At 52.7% G+C, this 13,152-nt stretch carries 14 protein-coding genes; 6 read left to right on the plus strand and 8 right to left on the minus strand.

Annotation, left to right across the window (positions count from 1 at the left end):
- Nucleotides 1–54: 54 nt before the first annotated feature.
- The gene (locus HV237_RS17385; protein ID WP_047358061.1) at nt 55–759 is read right to left on the minus strand and encodes a GNAT family protein; all 705 of its coding nucleotides are present in this window, start codon (nt 757–759) and stop codon (nt 55–57) included.
- 169 nt (nt 760–928) lie between these two features.
- On the opposite strand from HV237_RS17385, the gene HV237_RS17390 reads away from it, so the two are divergent.
- Nucleotides 929–2,047: a YbdK family carboxylate-amine ligase gene (locus HV237_RS17390; protein ID WP_019076232.1), complete on the plus strand. Its 1,119-nt coding sequence runs from the start codon at nt 929–931 to the stop codon at nt 2,045–2,047.
- A 66-nt stretch (nt 2,048–2,113) separates the two neighbouring features.
- Entirely contained in the window at nt 2,114–2,362 is a 249-nt protein-coding gene (locus HV237_RS17395; RefSeq protein ID WP_016152175.1) for a DUF1158 domain-containing protein, read from the plus strand.
- A 21-nt stretch (nt 2,363–2,383) separates the two neighbouring features.
- Here the strand turns inward: HV237_RS17395 and HV237_RS17400 are convergent, their stop codons facing one another.
- On the minus strand, nt 2,384–2,725 hold the full coding sequence (locus tag HV237_RS17400; RefSeq protein WP_003021996.1) for a RamA family antibiotic efflux transcriptional regulator: 342 nt from the start codon (nt 2,723–2,725) through the stop codon (nt 2,384–2,386).
- Nucleotides 2,726–2,742: 17 nt separating this feature from the next.
- Entirely contained in the window at nt 2,743–3,855 is a 1,113-nt protein-coding gene (locus tag HV237_RS17405; RefSeq protein ID WP_016152174.1) for an MBL fold metallo-hydrolase, read from the minus strand.
- A gap of 189 nt (nt 3,856–4,044) precedes the next feature.
- Between HV237_RS17405 and HV237_RS17410 the strand changes: the two genes are divergently transcribed.
- The 4 genes from HV237_RS17410 (at nt 4,045) to HV237_RS17425 (ending at nt 7,076) form a co-directional block, all read left to right on the plus strand.
- Nucleotides 4,045–4,626 carry a TetR/AcrR family transcriptional regulator gene (locus tag HV237_RS17410; protein ID WP_016152173.1) on the plus strand — a complete coding sequence of 194 codons (582 nt, stop codon included), beginning with the start codon at nt 4,045–4,047 and terminating at the stop codon, nt 4,624–4,626.
- On the plus strand, nt 4,626–4,994 hold the full coding sequence (locus HV237_RS17415) for an MmcQ/YjbR family DNA-binding protein (RefSeq protein ID WP_047358059.1): 369 nt from the start codon (nt 4,626–4,628) through the stop codon (nt 4,992–4,994). The genes HV237_RS17410 and HV237_RS17415 overlap by 1 nt, the downstream gene beginning before the upstream one ends.
- 119 nt (nt 4,995–5,113) lie before the next feature.
- The gene (gene nfsB, locus HV237_RS17420) at nt 5,114–5,767 is read left to right on the plus strand and encodes an oxygen-insensitive NAD(P)H nitroreductase (RefSeq protein WP_016152171.1); all 654 of its coding nucleotides are present in this window, start codon (nt 5,114–5,116) and stop codon (nt 5,765–5,767) included.
- A 64-nt stretch (nt 5,768–5,831) separates the two neighbouring features.
- A complete protein-coding gene (locus tag HV237_RS17425; RefSeq protein ID WP_016152170.1) occupies nt 5,832–7,076 on the plus strand; it encodes a mechanosensitive ion channel family protein in 1,245 nt (414 codons plus the stop codon).
- A 3-nt stretch (nt 7,077–7,079) separates the two neighbouring features.
- Here HV237_RS17425 and HV237_RS17430 read toward each other — a convergent pair whose 3' ends face one another.
- From HV237_RS17430 to pheP, 5 genes are all read right to left on the minus strand, one after another.
- Nucleotides 7,080–8,060: a LacI family DNA-binding transcriptional regulator gene (locus HV237_RS17430; RefSeq protein WP_016152169.1), complete on the minus strand. Its 981-nt coding sequence runs from the start codon at nt 8,058–8,060 to the stop codon at nt 7,080–7,082.
- A 77-nt stretch (nt 8,061–8,137) separates the two neighbouring features.
- Nucleotides 8,138–9,289 (minus strand): Gfo/Idh/MocA family oxidoreductase, encoded by a 1,152-nt coding sequence (locus HV237_RS17435; RefSeq protein WP_047358058.1) that lies wholly within the window; start codon nt 9,287–9,289, stop codon nt 8,138–8,140.
- Complete coding sequence (locus HV237_RS17440; RefSeq protein ID WP_047358057.1) at nt 9,286–10,314, minus strand: sugar phosphate isomerase/epimerase family protein; 1,029 nt, start codon at nt 10,312–10,314, stop codon at nt 9,286–9,288. Before HV237_RS17440 ends, HV237_RS17435 begins: the two co-directional genes overlap by 4 nt.
- A gap of 15 nt (nt 10,315–10,329) precedes the next feature.
- Nucleotides 10,330–11,571, minus strand: coding sequence for an MFS transporter (locus HV237_RS17445; protein ID WP_047358056.1), 1,242 nt, complete (start codon nt 11,569–11,571; stop codon nt 10,330–10,332).
- 165 nt (nt 11,572–11,736) lie between these two features.
- Nucleotides 11,737–13,131 carry a phenylalanine transporter gene (gene pheP / locus HV237_RS17450; protein WP_135107957.1) on the minus strand — a complete coding sequence of 465 codons (1,395 nt, stop codon included), beginning with the start codon at nt 13,129–13,131 and terminating at the stop codon, nt 11,737–11,739.
- Nucleotides 13,132–13,152: the final 21 nt, after the last annotated feature.

A 13,152-nucleotide genomic window follows, 5' to 3' on the forward strand; every position in this document is an offset into this window, starting at 1 on the left:
TGCGCCCGCAGCCATAACTGACTGTGGGCGCACTGTTAATTCTTCAAAAGCGAGCTACTGCGGCTGACACGCCGCCAGAGATCGGCGTTGCTGCCCTTTTTCGTCGAAGTTGTCGGCAGCCAGCCAGCGCTGCAAAACAGCGTCGCACTGGGGCCATTCGCTATCAATCATCGATAACCAGTCGCTGTCGCGATTACGCCCCTTGCGCACAATCTTCTGGCGAAAACGTCCTTCGAAGATAAACCCAAGGCGCTCCGCCGCCCGACGGGAAGCCGTGTTCAGAGAGTCACATTTCCACTCCACGCGACGATAGCCCAACGCAAACGCCTGGCGCAGCAACAGCCAGATGCTTTCGGTGCCGAGTACCGTATTTTTCATGCGCGGTGACCAGGTTACATGACCAATTTCAACCGAACCATGCTCCCGTTCGATCGCCATAAAGCACACCAGTCCCACCGCACGACCGGAACCCTGTTCAATGACAGCATAGGGAACCAGAGAGGCATCCGTGGATTTGCCCTCTACCCAGCAAGCTGTGGCCTCAACGCTCATGGGGCGAGAACTTGCAAGCCAGGTCCAGTCGCGATCGTCTGGCGCCTGCGCGTAAGCATCAAACAGATCGGCGGCATGGCTGTCGGCATCCAGGGGAACCAGTCGACAATATTGCCCTGCAAGTTCTTCCCGCGGCAGTACGGCGGCACCATTCCAGTCAGGCACAATATCGCCGACGGTCTGTCCATAAAGATTAATTTCCGGCACGATTCAACCCCTGTTGCGAAGTAAAAAATAGTTATAACACCGGCCATTTCGCCTTCAAAGCATCGCGGGGGGATTTCTGACAACGAACAGAAAATCAGCGGCCCTTCTATATGCAGCTTGCAAGATGACGCGTCTATACTGATTAAAAATCAACGCTGAAGAGAACACTATGTCCCTACCCGATTTTCATGTTTCTGACCCTTTTACGTTAGGCATTGAACTGGAAATGCAGGTGGTCAATCCTCCGGGCTACGACCTGAGCCAGGACTCTTCCCGACTGATTGACGCCGTAAAGCCGCAGCTCACCGCCGGAGAAGTAAAGCACGATATCACTGAAAGTATGCTGGAGATGGCGACCGGGGTTTGTCGCAATATCGACCAGGCGAGTGCTGAATTATCCGCCATGCAGCAGATAATCTCGCGGGTTGCTGCCGAGCATCACCTCGCCATCTGTGGCGGCGGTACGCATCCATTTCAAAAATGGCAACGTCAGGAAGTCTGCGATGACGAACGCTATCGGCGCAACCTGGAAAATTTTGGCTATCTTATTCAGCAGGCGACGGTATTCGGCCAACATGTGCATATCGGCTGCGCAAACGGCGATGATGCTATTTACCTCCTGCACGGCCTGTCGCGATTTGTTCCCCATTTTATTGCACTCTCTGCCGCCTCACCTTATATGCAGACGTCCGACACGCGGTTTGCCTGTGCGCGGCTGAATATTTTCTCCGGATTTCCCGATAATGGCCCGATGCCGTGGGTGAATAACTGGCAGGAATTCGAGGGGTTATTTCGTCGACTGGCTTACACCAGCATGATTGATAGCATTAAAGATTTACACTGGGATATCCGCCCCAGCCCGCACTTTGGTACCGTAGAGGTTCGCGTCATGGACACTCCGCTAACCCTTGAACACGCAGTCAATATGGCGGGACTTATTCAGGCTACCGCCCACTGGTTGCTCACTAAACGGCCATTCAAGCACCAGGAGCGTGATTACCTGCTGTATAAATTTAACCGTTTTCAGGCCTGCCGCTTTGGCATGGCGGGAATCATCACCGACGTCAATACCGGCGATGGGCACCGCCTGTCAGATGACACGCTACGGCTACTGGAGAATGTCGCCGCTTCTGCGGACAAAGTAGGCGCGACCAGCGCGATTGAATCCTTACGCCTGCAGGTTAAAAATGGTCATGATGAAGCGCAGAGCATGCGTGATTTTGTCGCCGATGGCGGATCTCTGAGTGGTCTGGTGAAAAAACATTGTGAGATTTGGGCCGGGCTGTAAGCGTGGCGTTTGCGTTGCCCACAGAGATCCCGGACAATGGCTTTTTAACTCAAGTTTAACAATACAATGAAACACCCGCTTGAATCACTGATGACCGCCGCAGGGATCCTGCTGCTGGCTTTTTTGTCTTGCCTGCTGCTGCCCGCCCCCTCACTGGGCATTGTGCTGGCGCAAAAACTCGTCGCCACCTTTCATCTAATGGATCTCAACCAATTTTATACTTTGCTGTTTTGTCTGTGGTTTTTACTGCTGGGGGTGATTGAATATTTTGTACTGCGTTTTATCTGGCGGCGCTGGTTCTCGCTGGCGGATTAGACCCGCGAGAACCCTTTGCCGTTAATGCGTTCGGCTATGATTTTCTTTGCGATACGCGCCCGGCGGCTGGCTGAACGTACGGGTGAAAATTCGCGTAAAGGTCTGCTGCGAATCGAATCCGTATTTCAAACAGATGTCATACACTTTCTGGTCGGTATCGCGTAGATCGCGCGCCGCCAGTAGCAGCTTACGCTCGCGGATGTAGCGCCCGAGGCTTTCACCTTTGTACTGCATAAAAAGACGCTGCAGGTGCCATTTGGAATATCCCGCATGGCGTGCAATATCATCAATGCGCAATGGCTGATTCAAATTATCATCAATCCATTCAACAATCGTATCAATGACCTGAGCAGAAATCGTCATCATGCTCTCCCCTGTATTCATTGAGTCGCCTGTTGCCACCAGGCCGTAAACGGTTGGTCCGGTTCGGACAGTATTACCGGTTCACCCAGCATTGGCGTCAGTAGTCGGTAATCCTGACGACGGCTGGCAAGCGCCAGTCGTTTGTAAGGATCATCCCAAGTATGTTTCGCCAGAACGAAACGGCCGGCATGCCCTGGCAACACGGCTTTCGCATGCAGATCGGCCGCAGCCTGCGCCGTCTCTTCTGGCATCATGTGAATAAACTTCCAGTCCTGGTCATATTGACCGTTCTCCATAATCGCCAAATCAACCGAGCCAAACTGCTCACCGATGGCTTTAAAATGCGGTCCATAGCCGGAATCTCCGCTGTAATAAACGTTCTGCTCCGGCGTTTCGAACATGAAGCTCGCCCATAGCGTCTGGTTGCGCTTGATACCGCGCCCCGAAAAATGACGAGCAGGCAGCACATGAACGATCAGTGAATCCGTCACTCTGACGGACTGATTCCAGTCCCGCTCTTCGATTATCTCGCTGCGCATCCCCCAGTAACGCAGATGCGACCCTACGCCGAGCGGCGTAATCACCCGCTTAATTTTCGGCATTAACGCCTTGATAGTGGCGAGATCCAGATGGTCATAGTGATCGTGCGAGATAATGAGCAGATCGATCTCCGGCATCGTCTGCGCAGTCCACGGATAATCCCCGGCAAAGGCTTTGTTCAGGAATGAAAACGGTGCGGCATAATTGCTAAATACCGGATCAATCAGGATACGTTGACCCGCCAGCTGCAAATACCATGAGGAGTGGCCCAGCCAGACCAGAGTATCCTGCTGTGGCGAAAGTCCGGCGAGATCGGTTGCCACCAGCGGTAACGGCTGCGCCGGGCGCGCATTATCACGCTTAGCGACCAGAAATTCCCACCAGGCCGCCAGCATGCCTTTGTTGCCGGTATAGCCCGGTGTCGGCACCTGGTTATGAAACTGTCCATCACGATAGTGAGGTGACTGTTCAACCAAACTCAGTTGTGCCCCTTGCGGAGCCTGACCAAACCCGGCATTGAGTACAAACGGTAAACTTGCAGCTGCGGCAATTAGCATAATAACAACCACACAAACTGTGAGACGCTTCATATCCTGACCTTAAACGCGCCCCTTTCCGCTGGTTTGCGCGACTGACTCTTGATTATGAGTGAGTAAGCACTCATTATAGAAATCGAAAGTTCGCCGTCAAGATGATTTTCAATCTTTGACATTCGCCGTTGCGGTGCTGCAAAGGCCGTGATTCAATCATGTTTTTTACAGACTTAAGGGTAAAGTGTAGTGGCTCGTCCGAAGAGTGAAGACAAAAAACTGGCATTACTGGAAGCTGCAACCACAGCATTTGCACAATCAGGCATTGCGGCATCTACCGCCGTGATAGCCCGCAATGCAGGGGTTGCGGAGGGGACGTTGTTTCGCTATTTCGCGACCAAAGATGATTTGATCAACGAGCTTTACCTCTTTTTGAAGCAAGACCTTTGTCAGTCGATGATGGCAAATTTGGATCGATCGGTGACCGATGCCAAAACCATGACTCACTACATCTGGAACAGCTACATTAGCTGGGGCCTGAACCATACCTGCGGGCATCGCACGATTCGTCAGTTGGCCGTCAGCGAGAAAATCAGTAAAGAAACGGAACAGCAGGCTGACGATATGTTCCCGGAACTGCGCGATCTTTGTCATCGCTCCGTACGACCTGAGTTTATGTCTGACGAGTATCGCGCCTTTGGCGACGCGCTGTTTCTTTCTCTGGCAGAGACCACCATGGAGTTCGCCGCCCGCGACGCGGCTCGCGCAAAAGAATATATTTCGATGGGATTTGAGGCGATGTGGCGCGCACTCACCCGTGAGGAAAAATAATGGACGGCCAGACTTTACATGCCTGTGCAAAGCGCCTTGCGCTCGAACTGCCTTTTACCGAGCACTGCTGGCCATTCGGCCCGGAATACGATGTCTTCAAAGTCAGCGGCAAAATTTTTATGCTGGTCTCAGAGCTTCGCGGACGCCCGCTGGTTAACCTGAAAGCCGATCCGCAAAAGTCACTGTTAAACCAGCAGATCTACCCCAGCATTGAACCCGGCTATCACATGAATAAAAAGCACTGGATATCGGTCTACCCAGGCGACGACATTACCGAGTCATTACTGACGGAGTTGGTAAATGATTCATGGCATCGCGTCGTAGACGGCCTGGCGAAGCGGGATCAAAAACGCCTGCGTCCAGGTTGATTTATCGTTAACTCCGATAAGTGTTTTTGCATTTTCCTGTCTTATCTTTTTCTTGCTAACCCTGTACCCTGCTGAAACAAAACGCACCCGCAGGGTATGAAAAATCACCAGGAGTAGTTATGGATATTGTTTCTGTCGCCTTAAAACGTTACTCCACTAAGGCATTCGATCCGAATAAAAAACTGACCGCTGAGCAGGCCGAAAAATTAAAAACGCTGCTGCAGTTTAGTCCGTCCAGCACCAACTCTCAGCCGTGGCACTTTATCGTTGCCAGCACTGACGAAGGTAAAGCGCGCGTAGCGAAATCCGCAGCCGGCGGCTTTGTATTCAACGAACGTAAAATGCTGGATGCTTCCCACGTCGTGGTGTTCTGCGCCAAAACGGCGATGGACGATGCCTGGCTGGAGCGCGTGGTGGATCAAGAAGAGCGCGATGGCCGTTTCGCCACCCCTGAAGCCAAAGCCGCAAACCACAAAGGGCGCACCTTCTTTGCCGACATGCATCGCAAAGAGCTGAAAGATGACAACCACTGGATGGCAAAACAGGTGTACCTGAACGTCGGTAACTTCCTGCTGGGCGTGGCGGCGATGGGTCTGGATGCGGTGCCGATCGAAGGTTTCGATGCGGCGGTGATGGATGCAGAATTTGGCCTGAAAGAAAAAGGGTTCACCAGCGTAGTTGTGGTCCCGGTGGGTCATCACAGCGTAGAAGATTTCAACGCCGCGCTGCCAAAATCTCGTCTGCCGCTGGAAACAACACTGACGGAAGTTTAATCCCCGCATTTGCATAAGCTCTACACAGCGGTCATCATAGACCGCTGTTTATTAAGGAGACGTTATGCAGGAATTGATATCTCAGGTAGAAGAACTCGGCATTGAAATAAATCACACCACCTCACTGGTAATGATTTTTGGCATTATTTTTATCACCGCCATTATTGTTCACGTTATTTTGCACTGGGTGGTATTACGCGCATTTGAAAAGCGCGCCAACGCCAGCTCCCGCCTGTGGCTACAAATCATCACGCAGAACAAGTTATTTCACCGGCTGGCATTCACCCTGCAGGGTATCATTGTCAATATACAGGCCGCACTCTGGTTACAGAAAGGCAGTGAAGCAGCAGAAATATTAGTAACCTGCGCACAGCTGTGGATCATGATGTACGCCCTGTTGTCCTTGTTTTCCCTGCTGGACGTCATTCTCAATCTGTCGCAAAAATTCCCTGCCGCATCGCAATTGCCGCTAAAAGGCATATTTCAGGGCATCAAGCTCATCAGCGCTATTGTCGTCGGAATATTGATGATTTCCCTGCTGATTGGTCAGTCACCGGCAATATTGATAAGCGGTCTGGGTGCCATGGCCGCCGTGTTAATGCTGGTGTTTAAAGATCCGATCCTCGGGCTGGTGGCCGGAATACAGCTTTCAGCCAACGATATGTTGAAATTGGGTGACTGGCTGGAAATGCCTAAATACGGCGCAGATGGCGCGGTGATTGATATTGGCTTAACCACCGTAAAAGTGCGCAACTGGGATAACACCATCACCACTATCCCAACCTGGTCACTGGTATCGGACTCTTTTAAAAACTGGAGTGGGATGTCGGCTTCCGGTGGGCGACGCATTAAACGCAGCATCAGCATTGATGCCACCAGCATTCATTTTCTTGATGAGGATGAGCGTCAGCGGCTGCATAAAGCGCACCTGCTGAAACCGTATTTGACCACGCGCCATCAGGAAATTGACGAGTGGAATCAGCAGTTAGATGCACCTGAATCAGTATTAAACCACCGTCGGATGACGAATATTGGCACCTTCCGCGCCTATCTGAACGAATATTTGCGTCATCATCCGCGGATTCGCAAAGATATGACGTTAATGGTGCGCCAGCTTGCGCCAGACGATCACGGCTTACCGATCGAAATTTATGCCTTTACTAATACGGTGGTTTGGCTGGAATATGAAAGTATTCAGGCTGATATTTTCGACCATATATTCGCCGTGATCGAAGAATTTGGCTTGCGCATTCATCAGTCACCCACCGGAAATGATATTCGCGCGCTGTCAGGCGCGTTTCAACGATAACGCTCAGGTACTGGCGCGTGAAATATAGCGCCAGTCCATCATCACCCTTTCCGTCTGCGCGTCAGGATTTTCTATTTTATTCAGCAGCAATCCTACCGCTTTGCGGCCTATATCCCGCGAGGGCTGCTCAATGGTCGAAAGCTGTGGGGAAACCATTTCTGCCAGTTCCGTACCGTCGAAGCCCACGACGGCGATATCCTGCGGGATCTGTAATCCGGCATTGAGAATAGCACGCATCGCGCCAGCGGCCAGCGTGTCCGATACGGCAAACACCGCGTCGGGTTTCACCTCTGCGGCAAGCAATGTTTTCATCGCCGCAATTCCTGCGCTGGAACTTAATTCGCTGGCGTATTCTACGGCCTGATACTCAAGCGACAGCGCATGCAGCGCCGCTTTATAGCCACGTTCGCGCAACCGGGCGTATTTATAACTCAGATCATGATTGATTAGCGCAATGCGTCGATAGCCCTTTTCCACCAGGTGAGATATTACCGACTGCGCAGCGTCAACATCGTTAATCCCTACGCAGGAAACCGCGCCTTTATCAGCATATTCCGCACACTGAACCCAGGGAGCGTCGCCAATCAGCGTGGTCAGTTCCGGTAATTTTGAGAATGCATCCATGGTGATAATGCCATCAACGATTTTCCCAGACAGCAACTTTAGCGCCGATTTTGAGCGGGCGGTATCCGAGCCGGAATTACACAGCAAAATGCGATAGCCATTCTTTTCCGCCTCTTCTTCAATGCCTTTAACAACCTCTGCACAAAAAGGGTTGGCAATGTTGGAAACCATCACCAGAATCATCGAGCTGCGTGCCGTACGCAGCTGACGAGCCAGCAGGTTGGGCTGATAATTGCTTTCTTTAATAGCCTGTAGCACGCGCTCGCGATTTTTGGCTTTGACGGTATCACTGTGATTCAGCACACGCGATACCGTCGCCACCGACACACCGGCAAGCTGGGCGATTTTTTGAATAGACATAACGACGACAAGTCCTGCGGTTTAGGCTTTACGTTGAGGCTACCATAAAATCACTGCCCGGCGAACCGGGTGCGTGTTTAGCGCTGCACTGATACCCAGCGCTGCTGCTGATGGCTTTTTATAATCGCATCAATGATATACATCACATCCGCACCATCAGAAAATGACGCAAATCGACGCTCCGCCGTCGCGGGCATTTTGCCTGCCTGCACCGCCTGATAGAACTGCTGCATCATATTCTTGAACGCATCCGGCCAGCCCTCAATATGCCCACCCGGAAAGTGCGCACTGGCAGCAACATCCGCATTCATCAATCCTGGGTCATCCGTCAGGATCTGGTTCGCCTGCTGACGGTGCCCGATCCAAAGCTGTTGCGGCGTTTCCTGATCCCAGTGCAGTGAACTCTGGCTACCGTTAATTTCAAAGCTCAGGTGATTCTTGCGCCCGGCACTCACCTGTGAAACGCTAAAGCAGCCTTTGCTACCATCGTCAAAACGTACCAGCACCGATCCACAATCTTCCGTCGTCACCGCTTTATTCTCAAATTGCAGGTCAGCCGTTTGCTGGCCAAACGTAGCGTTACTGGCGATGCTGGCTTTTCGTACCGGCCAGACGATAGCCAGATCGGCCATCACCTCGACAATACGTTTTCCAGTGACGAATTGCACCGTGTCACACCAGTGGGAACCGATATCCGCTACCGCCCGTGAGTTGCCGCCTTGTTTGGCATCGACCCGCCAGTTGTAGTCAGTTTCCAGCAGCATCCAGTCCTGCAAATAGCTCCCCTGGACAGCAAACAGACGCCCTACGCTACCGCGCCTGACCATGCTGGCAGCCTGTTGTACCATCGCAAACTGACGATAGACAAAGCTCACCCCGTGCACCACTCCTCCCTGCTCCGCCAGCGTTTCCAGTTCACGAGCCTCATCAGGCGTCATACACAGCGGCTTTTCTGAAAACACGTGCAGACCCGCGCGTAAAATCTGCCGATTGATGTCGGCATGCAGATGATTCGGCGTACAGTTATGCACCACCTGCAGTCCGGGATGCGCCAGCATCGCCTCAACGCTGCCGTACGCGTGAGGAATATGAAGAGCATCTGCACGTTCCTGGGCAACCGCCAGCGAGCTATCGCAGAGCGCCACCACGTTCACACCGCCGAGTCGACGCAACGCCTCGATATGTGCAGGCCCAATAAAACCGCTGCCAATAATGCCAACCTGTATCATTTGCGTACCTCATCGCCAGCGGCGAAATCATCAAATGCGCGTGAAGAAACCGGAATAATATGGCGGCGTATAAAATCACTCCCCTCACGCGCCCCGGTTTGCGCGTCTTTCAGGCAACACTCCCATTCCAGTACCGCCCAGCCAGGGAAATCATATTGCGTGAGCTTGCTGAAGATGGTTTTGAAATCGACCTGACCGTCCCCCAGGGAACGGAAACGCCCAGCGCGATCGAGCCACGGCTGATAACCGCCATAGACACCACTGCGGCTACTGGCGTGGTACTCAGCGTCCTTGACGTGAAACGCTTTAATGCGCGAGTGGTAAACATCGATAAACCCAAGGTAATCCATCTGCTGCAATAACAGATGGCTCGGGTCATAGAGAATGTTGCAGCGAGGATGATGATTAACCAGCGCCAGAAAGCGCTCAAACGTTACGCCATCGTGCAGATCTTCACCGGGATGGATTTCAAAGCAAACATCCACCCCATGATGATCAAAGCGATCGAGAATGGGCCTCCAGCGGCGCGCCAGCTCCAGAAAAGCCTCTTCAAAGCGCTGACGGTTATGCGGTGGCCACGGATAAAAGAAGGGCCAGGCGAGCGAACCTGAAAACGTAGCATGCGCCGTCAGCCCCAGCCTTTGCGAAGCCGCAGCGGCCTGGTGGAGGGTTTCGATGGCCCACGCCTGCCTGGCCTGCGGATTAGCGCGTACAGATGGCGGAGCAAATCCGTCAAAAGCGTCATCGTAAGCCGGATGGACGGCAACCAGTTGGCCTTCAAGATGGGTAGATAGTTCGCTAATCACCAGCCCATGCCCGGCCAGCATCCCACGAATATCATCACAATAGGCCTGACTTCTGGCTGCTTGTTCGACATCAAACAAAGACTTGTGATTACACGGGATTTGTAATGCCTTATAGCCCAGCTCCGCCGCCCATTTTGCCACGCCTTCCAGGGTGTTAAATGGGGGGCGATCCCCGATAAATTGCGCCAGAAAAATGCCAGGCCCCTTGATGGTTTTCATAACCCCTCCTGAAAATTACGCCTGCTCTTTGTCGTCATACTTGAAAGAGAAAAGGAAAATCACGGCAATCACTGCGGCAGCCACTGCCGGGATCCACCAGAATGTGGTCCACGCCTGAGGCACCGTTTGCCCCGCCACCAGACGGTTGTAAAGTGCGCCTGAAATTTGCGAACCAAGCAGCATACCGATCCCATAGGTAAACATAACGATCATGCTTTGCGCCTGACCTTTAACTTTCTCCCCGGCGATACGATCGGTGTAAATAAAGCCGACCACGAAGAAGAAGTCGTAGCACACGCCGTGCAGCAGAATGCCGAGATACAGCAGGAATCGGCCCTCTTCGCTGATGCCGAGGGCAAAGAATGCGTAGCGCACAAACCAGGCGCACATCCCGATTAACAACATGTATTTCACGCCCAGACGCCTGAACAGGAACGGGATCACCAGCATGAAGAAAATTTCAGACATCTGACCAAACGACATCGCCGTACTGACATCGCCAACGCCCGCATCAGCCAGAAACGACGCGGTATATGCGTAATAGGTTCCCAACGGTACAGAAATAAGCGTCGCGCAGAGCGAGAAGACAAAAAAGTGACGAACCTTGAGTAAGGCGAAAGCATCCGCACAAAACAGATCGCGCACTTTTACCGGCAGTCCTTTCGCCGGTGCGGGCGTGTTGGGCAACGTCAGGCTGTAGAGCGCCAGAATCACAGAAATAACCGCCGCCAGCGTAAAGATTCCGGTAGTATCCGAGATTCCGGTTACGCCGATAAAAATCCCCGCGACAATCCAGCCAATGGTGCCAAACACCCGCACCACCGGGAAAGTTTTGTCTTTATCCGACAGGCTATGAAAAGCAATGTTGTTGGTAAGCGCCAGCGTTGGCATGTAGCATAATGTGTAGCCAAACAGCAGACCAATCAACAGCGCACCGTTTTGCGCCACCAATGCCTGCGGAACAAACCAGAGGATCGCCGCGCCTGCAAGGTGCATCACCGCCATCACCTTTTGCGAGGCAAAGAAGCGGTCTACCAGCATCCCTAAGACGAACGGCGACAGAATAGAGGCAATGGGCCCGGCTGAAAACGCATCGCCAATCAGCAGCGACATGTTGTGCTGGCTCATCACCAGCCCCAGCGTGACAGACCAACTTCCCCAGATAAAGAACTGTAAGAACATCATTAGCGACAGCCGGGGTACCAGCAGCCGGTACTGTACGCTCTGTTTTCCACTACTTTCGGTTGTTGACACCATTTTTTGCCTCACCTTTAAAAAGTAATCGATTACAAAATAGATTCAATAGAAAAGTAATCGATTACAAAATAAAGATCCTGCCAGCAAAGGCAAAATTGCGAGAGCGGTCACGATAAACATTGAGAGAAGATCCGCTCCCATCCTGACGATGGGAGCGGTAGAAACTTAGCGGGACTTACGACACAGCAGTTTGAAGGCAACGAACAGGAACAGGATCCACACCGGCAGGAGAATAGCTGACAGGCGCATATCGTCCATCGTACACATCAGCACCAGAATCATGCCAAGGAAAGCAATACACAGGTAGTTCCCTGCCGGGTACAGCAGCGCTTTGAACTGCGTCTCACGTCCCTTACGACGCATCGCCGCCCGGAATCGCAGATGGGCCAGGCAGATCATAATCCAGTTCAACAGCAGCGTCGCCACAACCAGCGCCATCAGCAGGCTAAAGGCCTTTTGTGGCAGGACATAGTTGATCAGTACGACCAGAGACGTAATAGCACCGGAGAGGATCAGTGAATTCACCGGTACGCCGCGACGGCTGACGCGGGTTAAGAACTTCGGCGCGTTCCCCTGGACAGAGAGACCAAACAGCATACGGCTGTTAGAGTAGACGCCACTGTTATATACCGACAGCGAAGCCACCAGAATGACAAAGTTCAGCGCTGAAGCCACCACGTTGCTATCAAGATTATGGAAGATCATCACAAACGGGCTGCTGTTGGATTTCACCTCCACCCACGGGTACAGCGCCAGCAGCACCACCAGAGAACCGATGTAAAACAGCAGAATACGGTACACCACCTGGTTTACCGCCTTTGGAATGCTTTTCTGCGGATCCTGCGCTTCTGCGGCAGTAATCCCGATAAGCTCAAGTCCGCCAAAGGAGAACATAATCACCGCCAGCGACAGGATCAACCCGTTCCAGCCGGTGGCAAAAAAGCCGTTGTAACGCCACAGGTTATCAATGCTTGCATGTTCCCCGCCGTGACCGGAAAACAGCATCCACAGGCCAAAACCAATCATGCCGATAATGGCCAGCACTTTAATCAGCGCAAACCAGAATTCCGTTTCGCCATACAGACGTACGTTGACCAGGTTAACCGCGTTGATGATCACGAAGAATGCCGCGGCCCAAATCCAGGTCGGGACATCGGGCAGCCAGTACTGCATGTAGATCCCAGCCGCGGTCAGTTCCGCCATGCCAACCAGCACAAACATCACCCAGTAGTTCCAGCCGGACAGAAACCCCGCGAACGGTCCCCAGTATTTATAGGCAAAATGGGCAAACGATCCGGAAACGGGTTCTTCCACCACCATTTCGCCCAGTTGACGCATAATCAAAAAAGCGATGATCCCGGCAACGCCGTAACCCAGTAACACCGCAGGTCCCGCCATCTGAATAGCCGGGCCAATGCCCAAAAACAGGCCGGTACCAATTGCGCCGCCCAGCGCAATTAATTGAATATGGCGGTTTTGCAACCCCCGCTGAAGCGTCGGCTCATTCGTTGACGCGGCATCAGACACGCTGGTGTCAGATGCAGTTGACGCGTTTTTCACGCCCTTCCCCTGTGTCGTTTT

It is taken from the genome of Citrobacter sp. RHBSTW-00570, assembly GCF_013739755.1.
GTDB lineage: Bacteria > Pseudomonadota > Gammaproteobacteria > Enterobacterales > Enterobacteriaceae > Citrobacter > Citrobacter braakii.